Source organism: Leeuwenhoekiella aequorea (assembly GCF_004104375.1).
GTDB lineage: Bacteria > Bacteroidota > Bacteroidia > Flavobacteriales > Flavobacteriaceae > Leeuwenhoekiella > Leeuwenhoekiella aequorea.
The window spans coordinates 143,961-162,422 of the sequence record NZ_QOVM01000005.1 but is presented as its reverse complement, the minus strand read 5'-3'; the positions used below and the strand labels follow the sequence as shown (position 1 = coordinate 162,422).

20 protein-coding genes are annotated in these 18,462 nt (G+C 36.9%); 19 read left to right on the top strand and 1 reads right to left on the bottom strand.

Going from position 1 to position 18,462, the window contains the following annotated elements; genetic code table 11:
- Nucleotides 1-3 precede the first annotated feature (3 nt).
- The 10 genes from DSM00_RS11870 (at nucleotide 4) to DSM00_RS11830 (ending at nucleotide 10,090) form a co-directional block, all read left to right on the top strand.
- On the top strand, nucleotides 4-2,451 hold the full coding sequence (locus tag DSM00_RS11870; RefSeq protein WP_128758210.1) for a TonB-dependent receptor: 2,448 nt from the start codon (nucleotides 4-6) through the stop codon (nucleotides 2,449-2,451).
- Between the two features lie 187 nt (nucleotides 2,452-2,638).
- On the top strand, nucleotides 2,639-3,040 hold the full coding sequence (locus DSM00_RS11865) for an HYC_CC_PP family protein (protein ID WP_128758209.1): 402 nt from the start codon (nucleotides 2,639-2,641) through the stop codon (nucleotides 3,038-3,040).
- Between the two features lie 515 nt (nucleotides 3,041-3,555).
- The gene (locus DSM00_RS11860) at nucleotides 3,556-3,849 is read left to right on the top strand and encodes a hypothetical protein (RefSeq protein WP_031427471.1); all 294 of its coding nucleotides are present in this window, start codon (nucleotides 3,556-3,558) and stop codon (nucleotides 3,847-3,849) included.
- A gap of 18 nt (nucleotides 3,850-3,867) precedes the next feature.
- Nucleotides 3,868-5,985, top strand: coding sequence for a copper-translocating P-type ATPase (locus DSM00_RS11855; protein ID WP_031427470.1), 2,118 nt, complete (start codon nucleotides 3,868-3,870; stop codon nucleotides 5,983-5,985).
- A complete protein-coding gene (locus tag DSM00_RS15680; protein WP_241077816.1) occupies nucleotides 5,986-6,252 on the top strand; it encodes a hypothetical protein in 267 nt (88 codons plus the stop codon).
- On the top strand, nucleotides 6,189-7,202 hold the full coding sequence (locus DSM00_RS11850; RefSeq protein WP_317127842.1) for an MFS transporter: 1,014 nt from the start codon (nucleotides 6,189-6,191) through the stop codon (nucleotides 7,200-7,202). The genes DSM00_RS15680 and DSM00_RS11850 overlap by 64 nt, the downstream gene beginning before the upstream one ends.
- Before the next feature lie 215 nt (nucleotides 7,203-7,417).
- Nucleotides 7,418-8,110 (top strand): RteC domain-containing protein, encoded by a 693-nt coding sequence (locus DSM00_RS11845; protein ID WP_241652408.1) that lies wholly within the window; start codon nucleotides 7,418-7,420, stop codon nucleotides 8,108-8,110.
- A 293-nt stretch (nucleotides 8,111-8,403) separates the two neighbouring features.
- Nucleotides 8,404-8,688: a helix-turn-helix domain-containing protein gene (locus DSM00_RS11840; RefSeq protein WP_031427468.1), complete on the top strand. Its 285-nt coding sequence runs from the start codon at nucleotides 8,404-8,406 to the stop codon at nucleotides 8,686-8,688.
- A 3-nt stretch (nucleotides 8,689-8,691) separates the two neighbouring features.
- Nucleotides 8,692-9,444: a hypothetical protein gene (locus tag DSM00_RS11835; RefSeq protein WP_031427467.1), complete on the top strand. Its 753-nt coding sequence runs from the start codon at nucleotides 8,692-8,694 to the stop codon at nucleotides 9,442-9,444.
- Nucleotides 9,428-10,090, top strand: coding sequence for a P-loop NTPase family protein (locus tag DSM00_RS11830; RefSeq protein ID WP_034886801.1), 663 nt, complete (start codon nucleotides 9,428-9,430; stop codon nucleotides 10,088-10,090). The genes DSM00_RS11835 and DSM00_RS11830 overlap by 17 nt, the downstream gene beginning before the upstream one ends.
- A gap of 221 nt (nucleotides 10,091-10,311) precedes the next feature.
- Here DSM00_RS11830 and DSM00_RS11825 read toward each other — a convergent pair whose 3' ends face one another.
- Complete coding sequence (locus DSM00_RS11825; RefSeq protein ID WP_034886799.1) at nucleotides 10,312-10,944, bottom strand: N-acetylmuramoyl-L-alanine amidase family protein; 633 nt, start codon at nucleotides 10,942-10,944, stop codon at nucleotides 10,312-10,314.
- Between the two features lie 189 nt (nucleotides 10,945-11,133).
- Between DSM00_RS11825 and DSM00_RS11820 the strand changes: the two genes are divergently transcribed.
- The 9 genes from DSM00_RS11820 to DSM00_RS11780 all read left to right on the top strand — a co-directional run bounded on the left by DSM00_RS11820 (nucleotide 11,134) and on the right by DSM00_RS11780 (nucleotide 18,439).
- Nucleotides 11,134-11,421: a hypothetical protein gene (locus tag DSM00_RS11820; protein WP_034886797.1), complete on the top strand. Its 288-nt coding sequence runs from the start codon at nucleotides 11,134-11,136 to the stop codon at nucleotides 11,419-11,421.
- 2 nt (nucleotides 11,422-11,423) lie between these two features.
- Complete coding sequence (locus tag DSM00_RS11815; RefSeq protein ID WP_073100513.1) at nucleotides 11,424-11,708, top strand: hypothetical protein; 285 nt, start codon at nucleotides 11,424-11,426, stop codon at nucleotides 11,706-11,708.
- Nucleotides 11,695-14,097 carry a TraG family conjugative transposon ATPase gene (locus DSM00_RS11810; protein ID WP_031427461.1) on the top strand — a complete coding sequence of 801 codons (2,403 nt, stop codon included), beginning with the start codon at nucleotides 11,695-11,697 and terminating at the stop codon, nucleotides 14,095-14,097. Before DSM00_RS11815 ends, DSM00_RS11810 begins: the two co-directional genes overlap by 14 nt.
- Before the next feature lie 4 nt (nucleotides 14,098-14,101).
- Complete coding sequence (locus DSM00_RS11805) at nucleotides 14,102-14,683, top strand: hypothetical protein (protein WP_031427460.1); 582 nt, start codon at nucleotides 14,102-14,104, stop codon at nucleotides 14,681-14,683.
- Nucleotide 14,684: 1 nt separating this feature from the next.
- Nucleotides 14,685-15,527: a hypothetical protein gene (locus tag DSM00_RS11800; protein WP_031427459.1), complete on the top strand. Its 843-nt coding sequence runs from the start codon at nucleotides 14,685-14,687 to the stop codon at nucleotides 15,525-15,527.
- A 10-nt stretch (nucleotides 15,528-15,537) separates the two neighbouring features.
- Nucleotides 15,538-16,152: a conjugal transfer protein TraK gene (locus DSM00_RS11795; RefSeq protein WP_031427458.1), complete on the top strand. Its 615-nt coding sequence runs from the start codon at nucleotides 15,538-15,540 to the stop codon at nucleotides 16,150-16,152.
- A 119-nt stretch (nucleotides 16,153-16,271) separates the two neighbouring features.
- Nucleotides 16,272-17,201, top strand: a complete 930-nt coding sequence (traM, locus tag DSM00_RS11790) for a conjugative transposon protein TraM (protein ID WP_031427457.1) — start codon at nucleotides 16,272-16,274, stop codon at nucleotides 17,199-17,201.
- A 31-nt stretch (nucleotides 17,202-17,232) separates the two neighbouring features.
- Nucleotides 17,233-18,066 (top strand): DUF4138 domain-containing protein, encoded by an 834-nt coding sequence (locus DSM00_RS11785; RefSeq protein ID WP_034886790.1) that lies wholly within the window; start codon nucleotides 17,233-17,235, stop codon nucleotides 18,064-18,066.
- 7 nt (nucleotides 18,067-18,073) lie between these two features.
- Nucleotides 18,074-18,439, top strand: coding sequence for a hypothetical protein (locus DSM00_RS11780; RefSeq protein ID WP_031427455.1), 366 nt, complete (start codon nucleotides 18,074-18,076; stop codon nucleotides 18,437-18,439).
- Nucleotides 18,440-18,462: the final 23 nt, after the last annotated feature.

The following is an 18,462-nucleotide window of genomic DNA, read 5'->3' as shown; positions in this document are numbered from 1 at the left end:
AAAATGTATTTAAAAAAAGAACATATAATCGCAACCCTATTTTTTGCCTTCACAAGTTCTGCAATGTTTGCACAATATGTGGTTCAGGGAAAAGTAGTTTCTGCAGCTTCCAACGAACCTGTCCCAAATGCCGAAGTGTTTCTCACTACTCTAAGAAAATCAACCATCACGAATGATTATGGGGATTTCAAATTTCTGGACATTCCAAAAGGGACCTATAATTTTACCGTATTTGCCTACGAGTATGCTATACTGGATCACGAGGTTAGCATTTCCGATGATACGTCACTGAACTTAGAACTTGAATCTTTGGGCATAGAACTTTCTGAAGTAGTGGTAACCCAAAGAAAAGAACGCCTTTTCGCCCTAAAACGATTAAGGGACGTTGAGGGAACTGCCATTTATGCGGGCAAGAAGAGCGAAGTGGTATTGGTAAGCAACCTTACCGCTAACCTTGCCGGCGGTAATGCCAGGCAGATATACTCCCAAGTAGTCGGGCTCAATATCTACGAAAACAACGATGCCGGACTGCAATTGAATATTGGTGGGCGTGGCCTCAATCCCAACCGCAGTGCAAACTTCAATACAAGACAAAATGGTTATGACATCTCCGCAGATGTACTGGGATATCCCGAAAGTTACTATACACCGCCGGCTGAATCCATTTCAGAGATCGAAGTGGTACGCGGTGCGGCATCTTTGCAGTATGGGACACAATTTGGAGGCCTTATCAATTTTAAACTGAAACAACCCGATCCCAACAAGAAAATAGAGTGGATATCCCGGCAATCCTTGGGTTCTTACAACTTGTTCACCAGTTTTAACAGTTTAGGCGGGACCTTGGGCAAGGTAGGTTATTATACTTTTTTCAACTATAAAAAAGGAAATAGTTTTCGTCCCAACTCCCAGTTTGAATCCTTCAATGGCTACGTACATTTGGATTATTCGCCTACAGAAAGGACCAAAATTTCCTTTGAGGTAAGCTATTTAAACTATTTGGCACAGCAACCGGGCGGTCTTACCGATGAACAGTTTGAGGAAGACCCCACGTTTAGCAACCGAACCCGAAACTGGTTTAATGTAGATTGGAAATTATATGCTATGCGATTGGAACACGCTTTGAGCAATAAAACCGATTTTAGCCTCAACCTCTTTGCCTTGGATGCCTATAGGAAATCGGTTGGTTTTCGCGAAAACAGGGTTTCACAGGAGGATGATCTGGAGGCTCCAAGGGAATTGATAGTAGGTGATTTTAACAACTGGGGGGCAGAGGCCCGTTTGTTGACGCGGTATAATTTCTTCGGAAAAGAGAATACGGTGCTTTTTGGCGGAAAATACTATCAATCCAATAATACAGAACGGCAAGGACCCGGCAGCAACGGCAGCAATGCCAATTTTAACTTTGAAGAACAGACCTATCCCAACTACCCAAGGCAAAGCGATTTTAGGTTTCCGAACTTGAACCTTGCCCTGTTTTCCGAAAATGTCTTTAAGTTCTCCGAAAAATTTTCGGTAACTCCTGGGCTACGGTTTGAATATATAAAGACTAGAAGTAGGGGCGCATTTAAACGAATCAACTTTGATATTGCAGGTAACCCCATCTTAAACGAAGATGTGGCGGATAACCGTGATCTTGAACGATCTTTTATTTTATTGGGTGTTGGGTTAAGTTATAAACCTCATAAAACGGTTGAACTATATGGGAATATAAGCCAGAATTACCGCTCGGTTACTTTTAATGATATTAGAATTACCAATCCGTCATTGACCGTAGATCCCAACATCAAAGATGAGCAAGGATATGCTTTTGATATAGGGGCTCGCGGGCGGATAAAGAAATACATTTCCTATGATGTGGGAGCATTCTTTTTAAGTTACAAAGACCGTTTGGGAGTGATATTACGGGAAGTAAGTGATATCCAACAGGAGCGGTTTAGAGGGAACATAGGGAATGCCATTACCTATGGCGTTGAAAGTTTTGTGGACTGGAATATATGGGAAACCCTATCCACAGAAAAAAACGATATCAAGCTCGGTACTTTTGTCAATCTGGCCCTAACAGATTCAAAATATACCTCTTCCCAAGAAAACAATGTGAAGGGCAAAAAAGTGGAGTTCATTCCCGGCATTAACCTAAAAACAGGATTAAATTTTGGGTATAAAGACTTTTTGGGGAGTCTGCAATATACTTATTTGGGCCAACAGTTTACCGATGCCACCAATTCGCCCAGGGATTTTCAAAGCCAGAGTGGTATTGTAGGTGAAATACCTGCCTATAATATTATGGATCTTTCTTTTTCCTATACCTATAATCGGTTTAAACTGGAAGCGGGGGTCAACAATGTTTTGAACGAAAGTTATTTTACACGCCGTGCGACGGGCTATCCGGGCCCAGGGATCATACCAAGTTTACCACGAACCATATATGTGCTCTTACAACTTAAATTTTGAGTTAATCTGCATTAATGACAAAAATCATATTTCTGTTGAACCTTTAAAATTATCTTCGCATTAATTAATTTTGCTGTTAATTCATAAAAATTTGATAACAAGCTTGTTAAACAGCAGCATTTAATTTACGAAAACATTTAATGTTAGACAAAATTTATTAATACTGTGAAATCTTTTTTTTACCAAAATACTATCTTTTTTTTTAGCAGTTTTTATACTGTTTTCTACTTCTTCTTTCACGGTGGATATGCACTTTTGCTGTAATAAATTGGTGGATATGGCTTTTTTTAGTAAGGCAGAATCCTGTATGGAGATTGTACAAAAAAAAGATAATAATTCCAAGCAATGTACTTCCATACAAGAGAAAAGTTGTTGCGATAATCAAACCATTGTAAAAGAAGGAGATGACACCTTTAAGAAGTCCAATACAATTTTAGAGATTGATACTTTAGTTTTCATAAATACTTTTTTTAATACTTATATTAATCTGTTCGAGGGGCTAGAAGAAAACGTCATTTCTTTTAAAACCTACAGGTCGCCTTTATTATCTACAGATATTATAATTCTCAACGAGACCTTCTTAATTTGATTTTCTACATCGCAGATTGACTTTAATCTGCATTCCCTCTATAGCCAAAGTTTCACTTCTGGCTAACATTTGTTGTACTCTATTTTCAGCATCACAAAATATTATTAACCCTGTAAGATATAGACTTTTCAAACCATTAACTTAAAACTCAATGATAATTTTATTTACTATAAGCAATTAAAAAGCATTTTGGATTATGAGTATGGTACGTAATCGCTGCCTAAAAGTAATTAAGCAGAAGTCACAGGAGCATCAAAGTGACTGTTCTTCCTTAATATTAGGAAGATCATTGGTTGAGCACTTATAAAACCCGTGAATAAAATTGTAGGTATCTTGAAAAAAGTACCTGACCTACGGTAGCAAAAATCAACATTAAGGCCTATGCCTTGGGAATTCGCATTAAGCAACTCAATTATACTGTTAACGAGAAATTAAATGCACAAGGTCTATTGACCTTTCAAAAATTTACCGAAGAAGACAACAGTTATTTTACAATGACTTATAAATAAAAATAAATGAAAAATTATGACACCCTTTCAGAAGCTATTAACGATTTACAGGCAAACGAATACCCTTATGATTTCAACTTAAAACCTGAATGTCTGGAATGTGCTTCCCTGAAAATTGAGATTCGACCAGAAGATTTTAATGTGGATAAAATATATCGCTTTGAAGGAATGAGCAGTACCGATGATAACAGCATTTTATATGCAATATCTTCCAAAAAAGGGCTTAAAGGTCTTTTAGTTGATGCTTATGGCGTCTATGCCGAAAACATATCGGAAGCAATGAGAAAAAAATTACGATAACACTTAAACAATACTATAATGGAAAATCACGAGCAGCACAAAAACAACGAAATGGACCATTCGAAAATGGATCATTCTAAAATGAACCACGAAAAAGAAGATCATTCCAAAATGGATCATTCCAAAATGAAAAATGGAGATGGAGACCATTCGGGTCATAATCCGGGTCACGGACAAATGGGTCACGACCATCATAAAATGATGATTGCAGACTTTAGAAAACGGTTTTGGGTAACGCTAGTACTTACTATTCCAATATTGTTCTTCTCGCCAATGATTCAAGATTTTTTTGGGTATGAATTTTTACTTCCCGGAAATTCTTATATTCTTTTTGCGCTTTCTACCATTGTATATTTCTATGGCGGATGGCCTTTTCTTAAAGGATTTGTTTCCGAAATAAAGAATGGTGCACCTGGGATGATGACACTTATATCTATGGCAATAAGTGTCGCCTATTTCTACAGTTCTGCAACTGTCTTTGGTTTACGAGGAGTTGACTTTTTCTGGGAGCTGTCAACCCTAATTGCTATTATGCTTGTTGGTCATTGGATAGAAATGAAAAGTGTATTAGGCGCTTCAAAAGCATTACAACTTTTAGTTAGTATGATGCCTGCCGAAGCTCACAGGGTAAAAGGCGACACTATTGAAGATATACCACTTGAAGATTTGTTAAAAAATGACGTGATTTTGGTAAAGCCTGGAGAGAAAGTTCCAGCTGATGGTATCATAGTAGAAGGTTCAAGTTATTTAAACGAATCAATGCTTACAGGGGAGTCCAAGCCTGTGAAAAAAGAAGAAAAGGATAAGGTAATAGGTGGTTCAGTAAATGGCAATAGCACTTTGAAGGTAAAGGTGGAACATACAGGAAAAGACAGCTATCTCAATAAGGTTATTACGATGGTTGAGGAAGCACAAAAGACCAAATCTAAAATGCAAAACCTTTCCGATAGGGCAGCAAAATGGTTGACTTATATAGCTTTGGCTATTGGTTTTGGTACGTTGGCAGTTTGGCTGATTTTAGGCTTTCCGTTTGTGTATGCATTAGAAAGAATGGTTACCGTTATGGTCATCGCTTGTCCACACGCATTGGGTCTTGCAATTCCTCTTGTAGTTGCCATTTCTACTGCTGTATCTGCACAAAATGGATTATTAATCCGTAATAGAACTGCCTTTGAAGAATCACGTAAGATATCCGCCTTACTATTTGACAAAACAGGGACTTTGACCAAAGGGGACTTTGGCGTTACTCGAATCAAATCTGTAAATGCGTCCTATTCAAACGATGAAATCTTAAGACTGTCAAGTGCGTTGGAACAAAGTTCAGAACATCCAATTGCTGTTGGGATTATTAAAAAAGTTAAAGAAGACAATATTACAATCCCAAAGCCTGAAAACTTTAATGCGATCACTGGTAAAGGTGTAGAGGCAAATGTAGAAGGAAAGCAAGTAAAAGTGGTTAGTCCTGGTTATTTAAGGGATGAAAAAATAACTATTCCTGAAGATGCTTATAGTGACGCTGCTGAAACTGTTGTATTTGTATTAATTGAAGGACAACTAGCAGGATACATTGCGCTTGCTGATGAAATAAGACCTGAATCTGCGGAAGCTATAAAAATATTTAAAAAGAATAATATCAAAGTTTTGATGGCAACTGGGGATAACGAAAAAACAGCCAAAGCTGTGAGTGAAAAATTAGGGTTGGATGGCTATTATGCCGAAGTGCTACCACACCAAAAAGTAGAAATTGTAGAAGAGTTGCAAAACAAAGGAGAGTTTGTGGCTATGACTGGAGATGGCGTAAACGATGCGCCCGCACTTGCCAAAGCTGATGTAGGAATCGCTGTTGGTTCTGGTACTGATGTAGCCGCCGAAACAGCCGATATTATATTGGTAAATAGCAATCCACAAGATATTGCAAACCTAATTTTGTTCGGAAAGGCTACATACAATAAAATGATTCAGAACCTAATATGGGCAACTGGGTATAATGTGGTGGCCATTCCATTAGCTGCAGGTGTTCTATACTCTTCCGGCTTTGTTTTGGGACCAGCTGTAGGAGCGGTATTTATGAGTTTGAGTACAATTATAGTGGCTATTAATGCGCAATTATTGAAGCGAAAAATCGGTAAAAAATAAATGGATAGAAAAGAAAAACTCAACAGGATATTTTTAATTCTATTGAGTTTGTTTGTAGTGATGTTGGGCTATGGCATTTTATTACCTACCCTTCCCTATTATACCGAACGATTAGCGTTAAAGGACAATCTTGATACTGTGACCTTATCAATTTCCATATTGGATTGCTTACGAGCATTTATCCATTTTTTCAGTTATTATTTGTGGTGGTTTGGGGAAAGCTTTCAGACAAATACGGTCGTAAACCCATTATTATTTGTGGACTAATCGGTTTTGTAATTATGCAATTACTTACTGGTCTGGCCACATCCTTGACAATGCTCTATATCGCTCGAATCTTTGGTGGTATTTTCACGTCTTCAGTTATTCCAGTTAACAACGCATATTTAAGCGATATTACTTCTGAAAAACGGAGAACAAAAATAATGGCTTGGTCTGGCGTTGCCATTAGCTCTGGGGTTATTTTCGGCCCTGTCATTGGTGGCTTTTTATCCCAAACTGACATTCATATAAGATATTCTATAGGTCTGCTGCATTTAGACCGATTTTCAGTCCCCTTTTTATTCGTTGCCATACTAGGATTAATTGTCCTTTTCGTTGTGATGAAATGGCTAAAGAACACCGCTCGTGTAGATAAGTTCACTACAAAAAAAGTAAGCTTGCGTTTCACATTTACTAAATATTTTATCGTATTACTGGTATTATCCTTTGTCATTCAATTTGTAGTGACTTTGTTTGAAACTGCTTTTTCAATCTATGGTAAAGATGAATTAGGGTTTAACAGTAATCAAGTCGGTATTGGTTTTATGCTATGTGGTTCAATAATGGCTGTTTTACAACCCGTGTTCGCTACTTACGGAGAGAGGTTTTTATCCACAAAGAAACAAATTGCTCTAGGGCTATTTATATCTGGATTATCCTTAATAGCCTTTCCATTTTTTAATAATGAAATTTTGGTATATGCATTAATCATTGTATTTGCTGCTGGAGGTGCTATGGTAACACCAAATTTGCTATCGGCCGTATCACTGATATCAAACAAAGATACTGGCAGGAACATATCTATCCAGAGCTCGACCAATAGCATTGGTCAGATTCTAGGCCCCGTTTTAGGAACGTGGCTGATTACAGGTGGTTTTTACTATCCTTTCATTATTGCCGGAATCATTGTTTTGGTTGCTATTAGCACTCTATTTTTTCTTAAAAATCCGCCATAAAATACATACGTATTACTTATAGATGTTTAACCCAAATCCAAAGCCCCAATAATACTATGCACAAGCTAATTCATATAATACTAGACAATTATAAAGAGGAAATAAAAATAGTTGAGGAATCTAACCTTGGCGATTTCAATAATGTTGAAAAAGGTATTTCCATTTCAAGACGATATTTACAAAAGTTACGAATATGTGTTAGGGAAAATGAATTCGTGGATCAACAGAACGAAATAATATTCTTTAAAAAACATAAGCCTTACATCTACAGCAGATTAAAATTTTATGCCCAACTCTATAATTTTTTAATAAATAGGCCTGCGGGAACAATAAAATCCCAAGAAGAATTTATAGATTCAGAAATAAATAGGCTTCAAGAAAGCAATAGACGAAATATAGACTTTATCAAATATTACAGAGAGGATTCTGAACTTTTAGATGAATTTTATTTTTTACGCGGACACGACAAAATTAGCTTGGTTTCTGACACATCACACTTTTATACTGATGCAGAATTTTCTACAAGCCACGATAGCGCTATTGCAAAAATTATGGCATATGACCTTCTAATTAGCCACTACGTTGGGGAATTAAGTTATTTAAGAGACCTCTCCTACAGTAAACCCAATAAATTGAACACTTTATCAAATGGTGAGCGACTTGGTTGGACAGCCTCAAAAACAGACCTCATTGAATTGATTTATGCCTTACAGGCATCTGGGGCAATAAAAAGTGGTACCGCTGGCATTAAAGAAATGGCTTCAGCTTGTGAGGATATATTTGAACTCAAACTCGGAAATGTATATAGAACTTTTCTAGAAATTAGAGAACGAAAAATTGACCAAACCAAGTTTATCGATAGACTAAAATCAACACTTTTAAGGCGAATGGAAGAAACGGACGGATAATTTTTTTAAAATTCAAAACGTTAAAATTTTTCCCAAGTTGGGTTGAACTTGGGAAAAAGTAAAATTAATTTTATTTATCGTCATTTGGTATAGATGATTTAAAGAACAAACCCCAAATAGAACTAATCTAAACCATTGAAAATGAACAAATAAAAACACCCTACTTGGGTGCAACTTGGGATTAAAATCCAATAAACCATCCCAAATTTGTAGAACGAAAGTCAAATCAGATCAGGGGCTATCAAATTAGTTGAAATCGAAACGATAGTCCCTTTCTTTAAAATCGTTCTATTATGCCAGCAAATATTATTACCACCGACGACCTTCGAGAATTCAAAATGGAATTGCTTGATGACATTAAGAATCTTCTATCTAAACAAGCAACTGGAAAACTTAAGAAATATCTAAAATCTTCCGAAGTAATGGATTTGCTTCAAGTCAGTCCAGGGACATTACAGAATCTTCGCATAAACGGAACATTGCCATACACAAAAGTTGGGGGTATTATCTACTACGATGCCGAGGAAATTCAAGGCGTGATGACATCAAATCGTGTACAGCACGGTTTAAATTCTTAAGCGATGAACTACATAAAGCTACTTAATGCGGCATTTGAAAAATTCTATTTCGATGACCGCCTAAATCCCACGCACATAACCCTTTATATGGCGCTATTTCAGGAATGGAATAGTAGTCGGTTTGCAGATGAATTTTATGTGAATCGAAGGGATTTGATGCGAGCTGCCAAAATAGGCTCAAAATCTACGTATCATCGATGCGTTACAAATTTAGACTCGTGGCTTTACCTATGCTATTTCCCATCCAACAATCCATACAAGGGCAGTAAAATCAAGATGTCCATAATTGGGACTAGTGATGAACCTGTTTCGGGACAGTACAATCCCATATTAGAACAACTTGCGGAACAGTACCATCCCAGAGTTGTACCGCTTGAGGGACACCACCATCCCAAAAATGGACAAGTTGTGGACTTGCACCATCCCACCAGTGGACAAGCATTGGTATCTACTATAAACAATACCAAACAAATAAACAATATAAAACAACCAAAGGGCTGGCAGGTCGTTATTGATTTTTTTATTGAAAAAGGTTTTATTGCCGATGAAGGAAAAAAATTCTTCGAGCATTACGAAACTCGGAACTGGAAAACGAGTGATGGAAATGAAATTAGAGATTGGCGTGCTTTGGCCACGAACTGGATGGACAGAACAGAGCTATATACCGAGGAAAACAAACCAAACAAAAAACAACCGTCCCAAATCAAGGACAACTTGCGAACCACTAAAAACAAAGATTATGGACAACCCCTCTAAAATTACCGAAGGTGGCGTGGAATACTCGCTCGGAAAGTTTGATGGTAAAAGCGTTCTCTACGATTTTGACAAAATCTTGATTTACTTGGATGCAAAGGGAAAGTTGCTCTTTGGCAAACAATTTAGAATCTATGATGAGGACACGGTTATCATCCGCAAACTATGCCATTATTTCATCAATGATGAAGAAAATTGTCTGAAAGATGATATCGATCCTGACAAGGGCATACTTCTTTCAGGGCCTGTAGGGTGTGGAAAGACCACTTTGATGAAACTACTGCGATACATTGTGCCAATGCAACGACCATATGAAATGATTCCCTGCCGAAATGTAGCGTTTAGTTTTAATCACTTGGGATTTAAGACTATCGAGGAATATGGTAATACAAAATTTTTCTGCTTTGATGATTTAGGCGTCGAGCCTGCTGGAAGGTTTTATGGCAAGGATCTGAACGTAATGGGCGAAGTGCTCTTGTCTCGTTACGAATTATATCTGCAAACCAAAAAGAAAATTAAAACCCACGCCACCACTAATCTGAACGCTGAAGAACTGGAAGAACGCTACGGAAATCGTGTTCGAAGCAGAATGCGTGAGCTGTTTAATTTGATTGCTTTTGATAAGCGGGCTAGGGATAAAAGGAAATAATCGCAGTAATAGTTAAACATTGGCAAATATTTGGTATTCTGCCAAAACTTAATTTAAATAATTAGAAGCAACACTTATCATCCAGACTAGATTTACGAGTTTAATAATAGGGAATAACTCAACCTCTGAAAGATTTATATAATAAAATCACTTCTGAAATAAACTGCTCTATTATAGCTTTCAAGCTTTTGGTCAACTCTAAAAAAATATCTTTCATAATTCTAATGATTTTGAATGGATAACAGAATGGATAATGCGATGCGCTGAATATTTATGAAATCTGAAATATAGCTGCCTTCATCTATATTACTCAAAAACCCCAATTCAAAAAGGACAGAGGGACAATATCCAACCGTTTCCCGTAGAACTTGAAAATTTGCAAACTTCACACCCCTACTTTCAAAACCCAATTCTTTATTAAGCACAGCTTGCAATTGAAAAGCTAACCAAGTGGCATCTTTTGTATATTGTGAATTAGCTTTTGCTACATATACTTCCACTCCTCTAGCGTTCGGATTATCGGAATGATTGGAATGCAACGAAATAAATACATCTGCTTCCAAAACTTTGGACAATTTGCTTCTATCGGTTAAAGAAATAAGCGTATCGCTATATCTCGTCAAGTAAATATCCATTGGATTTTTAGACTGTTCATTGAGCTTCAAAAGTTCCAATGCAATATCCAGTACAACATCCTTTTCTTTGACGCCATTTATTCCAATAGCACCAGAATCTTTTCCACCGTGTCCAACATCAATTACAATTTGTTTTTGAGTAGAAATTTCCTGCCCAAAAATGATGCGCATTTTTGAGAGCAAAAACACAAAACTGACGTTTTTGAGCACTTTTTTCATTTTCAATTTTCAGGTTATCAACAACCTCCTTGCAAAAATCCATAGAATTTGATGCTAAATAATAACAACGGAATTCAAACTAAATCAAATAATATTTTATTCACAAATATTTGATTATCAGTTATTTATGTTCAAATATATGTAAATTTCCAATAACGAAAATGAACTAAAAATTTAAACTTTTCCGTTATGAAAAAATCACACTATTTAGCATCCATTCTTTCGCTCTTATCCACTTCGCTTTTTGCTCAAATTGGTGGCATAGAAGATTCAGTTAACGATGTGGGCGACACTATCCGAATTATTTTTCCAATACTACTCGGTGTAATCTTCCTTGTAGGTTTCCTGTTCAACGCAGGACATTTTTTTGGGGAAAATGCAGATTTAAAAAAGGGGATTACCCGAGTTTTAGTATTTGTATTGATTGCAGGTGCCGTCGTAGGCATATTTACTTACCTCATAGGAATTGTTGTATAACGATGAAGAAGTTTGAGGTCTATAAAAACATCAGGAAAAGGGCGGTCATTTTTGGGCTGCCCATTTCCCTGTTTGCCTTAATGATGGTTTCCGTTTTGGCTTCCTTGCTCATCATCATCTTCTCTTTCAGCTTTGGGATAATAATAGGTGTACTGGTATTCAATGCTGCATTATATGTCGCCTTGACTCGAATAAACCACAATCCGCAGCTTTTCCAAATGGCAAAAGCATTTCCACAAATCATCAGTAACAAAAGAAATTCAGGCTTCGATTATGAACAAGATTAATCTTTCGGCATATCAACCCATTACGGATATTCAAGATAATATCGTATTTGCCAATAATGGCAATGTGGTATTATGTTTTGAAGGAAACCTACCCGAAATCTATTCTTTGTCCGAAAAGGATTTTGAAGATATGCACGGTGCTTGGTTTCAGGCTTTAAAATCTTTGCCTGTTGGAACAGTGGTTCACAAACAGGATATCTACCTGAAAAAATCCTATTCCTCGGAACAGCTTCCGAATAAAACCTTTTTAGAAAAAGCAACCCACGAACATTTTAAAGGCCGTACACACATAGAGCATAAATGTTATCTGTTCTTCATCCTGACCAAAAACAAGGCCCTCAACAATCCAAAATACGTCAATCCCTTCCGAAAGGTTTCAAAAGGAATTGTACAAGAACTGGATGACAATATCAAAAGCTTCGTCAATTCGGTAAGCGACTCTGTTTCCTTTATAAACAATAGCAGAAAAATGGCGTTCCTTCCGCTTAAAGCGGAAGAGATTCAGAAGCTCACTAGTTCCTATTTCAATGGATTCAACGAAGGCTTTGATACTGACATAATACTGGAAAAGAAAAGCGTCAATATTGGCGAAAACCATTTTGATGCCCTTGCCATCAATAGCGAACTGTGCTTTGGCGAAAGTGTACAGAGTAGCAAAACCAATGAGAAATTCACATCAGATGATTTTGTGTTTCATCAAGGGTTTATTGATGGTCTTGGGCTTACGCTTAATGAAAATCATATCGTCAACCAGATAATCTATCTCGATGATAAACAAAAGTGGCGCAAGCTGCTCGACAAGAAGATTGAGGAACTGAACAAGAGTTCCAATTTTGGTTCTCAAAACAAAGTGGTACTAGGCAAAATTCAGCATATTCTAGACCAAATCAATGCGGATGACAATGCACGGATTATACGTGGTCATCTCAATATTGTTTATTGGGCAAAAGAAGGCAAAGAGCTCGACAAGATAACCTCAAAAATAAAGACCGAATTTAAGGAATTGGATATCATCCCGTATTATCCAAGAGGCGAAGAACGTAAGAATTACATCCTAAATAGTTACTGCTGTTTCTCTTCCAACTTCTCAAATAATGATTTGTATGTGACAGATTTGAAGCACGCACTTTGCCTGTTCATCAACAATACAAACTATAAATCTGATAACACCGGAATCATCTTTAATGACCGTGAACATAACATTCCTGTCCTGAAGGATGTTTGGGATGAAAAGAAGAAACGCATCAAGGCAAGAAACTTTGCCATTTTTGCGCCAACAGGCGAAGGCAAATCCTTTTTGGCCAATAACATCCTGCGCCAATATTTTGAAAGTGGTGTTCGTCTCGTTATTATCGACTTGGGTGGCTCATACACCAAGTTTGCTAAACTCTATCCTGAAAAATATACAGTACTGCGTTATGAGAGCGGGAAGAATTTGGGCATTAATCCATTTTACATTAGTCATCAAGATGACCTCACTCCAGAACGTTTGGAAGATTTATCAGTTTTCCTATTCGAGCTGTTTGCTTCAGATTTAAAAGTTACAAAAGCTCAATCAGTTTCGGTCAAAAAGATACTGCGTCATTATTACGATAACATTCCAGAAAATCACTCTTTAGATGGTTTTTACAGCTTTATAGAAAGGAATCAGAAAGACCTTCTGGACACCTTAAAAATCCATCCCGATTACTTTAACGTCACGAGTTTTTTGCACGTAATGTCCGAGTATGTCGGTGATGGTCTATATAGTTTCCTTTTTGAAGTGAGCGAAGACCAGACGTACAAAATCGAGGACAAACGCTTGATAGTTTTTGAACTGGATGAAGTAAAGGACAATAAGGAAATCTTGTCTGTAATGTTGAAGCTGATAAAGTCAGCCATCCAAAGAACTATTTGGAAAAACCGTGCTGAAAAAGGTATCATCCTTTTCGACGAGTTTGCCAAGCAACTGAAGTTTGAAAATGTTCTGGAAAGCGTAGAATTCTACTATCAAGCCATACGTAAACAAAACGGTGCGATTGGGATTATTCTACAATCCATTAATCAATTGCCTAACAATTCAACTTCAGCCAGCATATTGGAAAATACGCAGGTCATTTACAGCCTTAACAATGAAAAAGGTTATGACGAACTGGTTAAAAGACTCAACCTTTCAAGCCACGATTTAAACCAATTAAAGTCCATCAAAAACAACCTTTCCGGACCACGGAAGTACACCGAAATGTTTATTAAAATCGGTAGGGAAAGTAACATATTCCGTCTTGAAGTTCCGAAGGAAGTCTATGCGGCTTACTTAACCGATGGTCAGGAAAACGAAGAAATAATGAAGCTCTACAACGAGCATCACGATATGGAAAAAGCAATAATTCAATTCACATCTAAAACATAATATTATGAAGACAAAAATCAAAATTTTACTAATGACAGTAGCATTGACCTTATTTATGTCGGGTAACGCTACTGCACAGGGAATGCCCACTTATGACAATACCAATTTTATCAGCTTGGTAAAACAACTCTTAGAATCTGGCAAGCAGACAGCTCAAATGATTAAGTCTGTAAAATTTTTAAAAGATGCAAAAGAGGCCATCGAAAAGGTTTCAAGTGTGGTTCAGCAACTTAGAGCAGTTCAAGAAATTGCAGACAACAATCAACGCCTTATCAATGTAATGCAAAATGATTTACAGGATATTTTAAACTCGCCTTACATCAAACCAGATGAAGTTTCAAGAGTTGTGGAATCATTCGATGCCATAGTTCAAAATTCATTGGACACGGTGGATTTTATTGATAAAATCCTGTCCAGCGACTATCTAAAAATGAGCGATGCCGAACGTGCCGAAATTCTTAAAGCAAAAGAGTTGGAATCAAAGCAAATGGTTTCCAGCATAACCACTAAAACAAAACGCTATCGTGATATCATTTCCTTCAGAAAAATGCAGGATAAGGTAAATAACCGCGAAACAGGATATTAAAATGACCGCAACTATACTTTTAGGGATTGGGTTGGAATACATAGATGCGGTGTTCCAGACCATACAGAGCAGCAACTTCTCGCAATACACTATTGCAGGGATGAAAACACTTGCTGTTCTGTTTTTTCTGGTCAACATTCTTAAAAAATACAATGAGGGTATTGCAGACAAAGACGGTTACACTTGGGGATTGAGTCCGGGCGAATTGGCCAAGAATTTTGCGGTCATTCTCTTGGTCATTTTCTCTACACAGGTTTTAGGTTTCTTCGATGGTATTTTGGTTGCTATCGAAGGTCAGTATCGAGGTACTGCACCAACATTATTGCCTTTACAAATGCAGGATATTCCCATTGAAGAAGATGTAAGCCTTATTGATGCTGCAAAAAACGCAATGACATTGCTTTACGAAGCATTGGTTACACCGCTCTATGGATTCAAGATATTTTCATTCATCATCGGTATCTTCCTTTGGATTCTTGACCTTTTTATTTATCCGTTGTTTTTGGCTGAACGCTTTTTCCTTTTGGGAATTATGCAGGCATTTTTTCCATTAATCATCAGTCTGGCAGTATTCGAAAAATTCCGTTCGCTCGCCTATAATTTTTTCAAATTGTATGCAGCGGTCTATATGCTCGTTCCTGCTTTTTTTCTGGTCAACGTTTTTGTAAATGCACTCTACACGGAAATAGACACAAACTTTTGGAATAATCTTTTTGGCACCGATGTGGGCGAAGGATTCTTCGCTCCTGTTGTACAGCTTGGTTCGGTTGGCTTTATCGTATTTCTGAAATTTAAACTATACAGACGTGCAACATCTTTCACATTAAGGCTATTTACCAATTAATCCAATCGAAATGAAAACACCTTATAAGAATATTTACAATGTCCTAAAGTTGAATAGGTTTATCGTTTTAGCAGTCGTGGTATGTGCCTTTTTGGCTAGCACATTTTCCGTTTGGATGGCATTTACTACTCATAAAAGTGCGATAAACAGTGCCTTTGCCATCAATACCGACGGTAGTATAATTCCGCTTAAACTCGTTACCCAAAAAGAAAATTTCAGGGTTGAAGCTTTGGCACATTTAGAACTATTCCATAACTATTTCTACAATATCGATGCGAGCAACTATGAACGTAATTTGGAAAAAGCGCTTTGGTTGGGCAATAGTTCAGTTGACAACCTTTATCGCCAAAAGAAAGCGGATGGTGTTTATAACCGATTGTTGCAATATTCCTTGGTTCAGAAAGTGTTGAGTATTGATTCAAAGATAATTGAAAATAATGGTTCATATAGTTTCACTACGACCACCATTTTTGAAATCAATAGAGGTTCCATTATTGACACCTACGAACTGGTTTCAACTGGAAACCTCATAATGGTCAATCGGAACTTCCCAAACAATCCACACGGATTATTGATAACCGATTATTTTGAAAACACCTTAAAAAAACTTAACAATGAAAATTGAGCCGATAATCGGCATTTATAAACCACGATTATGAAATGAGCCATAACTGTTTTTGATACTAATCGAAATATTGGTTGGCGAATTACATCTGACCTTTAAAAACAAATAAATATCAACAGATGAGAGTAGAAAAGAACAAAATAGTATTTGCAGCGGTTTTGGCAGTAATCTTCATTTTCCTGATATCATACTCTATAATGGTTATGGGCGATGATGAAAGTGAAAATGAAAACCTTGAACAGACCTTGATACCCGATTTGGAAGAAAATCAAAAAGAATACGATTCCAAACTGGATGCCATCAATGATTTAAAGGAAGTACGTGAAAACAATGCACCGAGCATCTATGATGAAAAACTGATTGATTCCTTGGGATTCTACGACCCAGATTTACCAGAACGCGAAAAAGAGCGTATTGTAGATAGCATCTATGAAGCTGGCAAAATTCAATATTCATCGAAACGATACCAAAACTTAGGACATAAAAGAACTGTTCGCAAAGCGGTATCAAAAATTGATTCTACTGAAGTAAAAAGAGAACAAAAAATTGAAGCCAAAGAATTAGGCTTAGAACATCAATTGTTCTTTGCCGCATCGCCAAAACCCAACGAGTTTTCAATCATCGGTAATACTGATGAAACCATATATGTAGTTGTCGATGGCGACCAAGTTGTGAAAGTAAATACCAGATTACGAATGCGCCTTACCAAACCTGCAACAATAAACGGTAAGCAGATGCCTAAAAACACACCAATTTTTGGTTTTATAAGCTTTCAGCCCAACCGTGCATTGATAGATATTGAGAACATTAAACATCATCCTACTAAACTCAAAGCATTCGATTTGTCAGATGGTAGTGAGGGCATTTATGTCGAGAACAATTTTAGAGCTGAAGCCACCACCGAAGTCTTGGACGATATTATTGGCGACATCAACATTCCAACCGTACCACAAGTTGGTGGTATATCCAAAGTACTCAGACGTAACAACCGAAACGTAAAAGTTACGGTATTGAATAATTATAAATTAATTCTAAAACCTAAATTATGAGCCCATAATGGGCATTTAAAAACACATTCTTATGAAAAAGTATATCATAATTTCCACTCTTGTTTTAAGTTTCGCTTTCGCGAAAGCGCAAACAACTACAATCCTCGATACCATATATGCTAACGACACCAAAAACGTTGCATTATTCTTCCCTGAACCTATTCGGCAAGGTATAACCGGTTCAGATAATTTTGTTTTTACCTACAATCGTGAAAAAGAACAGTATTTTGGACTTCTACAAGCAAAGCCTGGTAAAGAAAGTAATCTACTGGTAGTCAATAGAAATGGTTCAATTTTTTCGTATATTGTAAGATATAAAAAACAGCTGTCTAAGCTCAATTATTTCATTTCGTTATCCAATAGTATAGGGAATGAGAAACCGATTAAAGTCGATTCTATTCTTGCTGAATCCTCTGAAGAACGTGTAGATAATAGAACATATTACTATCAAAAATTCTGCTCGTATCTTCTTAACAGAAACCAGCGTATAGGTCGAATTAAAAAGCGAAATGAAGGTATCGTTTTGAGTGTTGAGAATATTGTTTTTGATAAGGAAGAACTCTACTTCGTTATCCAGATTGAGAATAATTCTACGTTGGATTATGATTTGAATTTCTTAAAACTCTCTGTTGAAACAAGACAGAAGGGGAAAAAGAAATCGTTACAACGACTGTATCAAGAACCGATTTTCAAACATAATATGCCTTCTAAAATCACAGAAAACGAAACGGTTCGGTTTGTTTATGTCTTGCCGAAGTTTTCGCTATCCAATGACCGCAGAGCAATTTTTGAACTGCACGAAAAAGATGGCGAACGTAATATTGAACTGAAAATATCACATAGTTATATCAATAACCCAAATTAGTAACGTTATGAAAAATTTAGTCATTTGCTCGCTCGTATTGTTGTTCTTCTCGTGTTCAGAAAAAAAGAACCTTTCCCCTTCTGAAACCGCTAAAGTTGTTGCCGAAAGTTTTTATCAAGGTGATGAAGCTACCTTGAAAAAATTTACCACTTCGGAAGGCTATGCAAACCTTTCAAGCATTCAAGCAATGTTTACTGAAGATAAAGATTCAGAAGCTAATTTTAAAGTGGTGGATGAGGCTATGGATGGCGAGGTGGCTTGGGTAAAATATGCAACAGCTTATGACCCAAAACCGGGTGTTTTTAAACTGGTTCAAAAAGATGGCCAATGGAAGGTAACCCATAATGGACCGAGGGATAAAGGGCCTTTTTAAGATAAACAGACTATTTTCGGAAT

Bases quoted from the DNA above. Each gene is read 5' to 3' on its own strand.
- DSM00_RS11820 (WP_034886797.1), top strand. From the start codon at position 11,134: ATGAAAAAATCACACTATTTAGCATCCATTCTTTCGCTCTTATCCACT.
- traM (WP_031427457.1), top strand. From the start codon at position 16,272: ATGAGAGTAGAAAAGAACAAAATAGTATTTGCAGCGGTTTTGGCAGTA.
- DSM00_RS11840 (WP_031427468.1), top strand. From the start codon at position 8,404: ATGCCAGCAAATATTATTACCACCGACGACCTTCGAGAATTCAAAATG.
- DSM00_RS11855 (WP_031427470.1), top strand. From the start codon at position 3,868: ATGGAAAATCACGAGCAGCACAAAAACAACGAAATGGACCATTCGAAA.
- DSM00_RS11870 (WP_128758210.1), top strand. From the start codon at position 4: ATGTATTTAAAAAAAGAACATATAATCGCAACCCTATTTTTTGCCTTC.
- DSM00_RS11835 (WP_031427467.1), top strand. From the start codon at position 8,692: ATGAACTACATAAAGCTACTTAATGCGGCATTTGAAAAATTCTATTTC.
- DSM00_RS11810 (WP_031427461.1), top strand. From the start codon at position 11,695: ATGAACAAGATTAATCTTTCGGCATATCAACCCATTACGGATATTCAA.
- DSM00_RS11780 (WP_031427455.1), top strand. From the start codon at position 18,074: ATGAAAAATTTAGTCATTTGCTCGCTCGTATTGTTGTTCTTCTCGTGT.
- DSM00_RS11830 (WP_034886801.1), top strand. From the start codon at position 9,428: ATGGACAACCCCTCTAAAATTACCGAAGGTGGCGTGGAATACTCGCTC.
- DSM00_RS11815 (WP_073100513.1), top strand. From the start codon at position 11,424: ATGAAGAAGTTTGAGGTCTATAAAAACATCAGGAAAAGGGCGGTCATT.
- DSM00_RS11825 (WP_034886799.1), bottom strand. From the start codon at position 10,944: ATGAAAAAAGTGCTCAAAAACGTCAGTTTTGTGTTTTTGCTCTCAAAA.
- DSM00_RS11785 (WP_034886790.1), top strand. From the start codon at position 17,233: ATGAAAAAGTATATCATAATTTCCACTCTTGTTTTAAGTTTCGCTTTC.
- DSM00_RS11800 (WP_031427459.1), top strand. From the start codon at position 14,685: ATGACCGCAACTATACTTTTAGGGATTGGGTTGGAATACATAGATGCG.
- DSM00_RS11795 (WP_031427458.1), top strand. From the start codon at position 15,538: ATGAAAACACCTTATAAGAATATTTACAATGTCCTAAAGTTGAATAGG.
- DSM00_RS11805 (WP_031427460.1), top strand. From the start codon at position 14,102: ATGAAGACAAAAATCAAAATTTTACTAATGACAGTAGCATTGACCTTA.
- DSM00_RS15680 (WP_241077816.1), top strand. From the start codon at position 5,986: ATGGATAGAAAAGAAAAACTCAACAGGATATTTTTAATTCTATTGAGT.
- DSM00_RS11860 (WP_031427471.1), top strand. From the start codon at position 3,556: ATGAAAAATTATGACACCCTTTCAGAAGCTATTAACGATTTACAGGCA.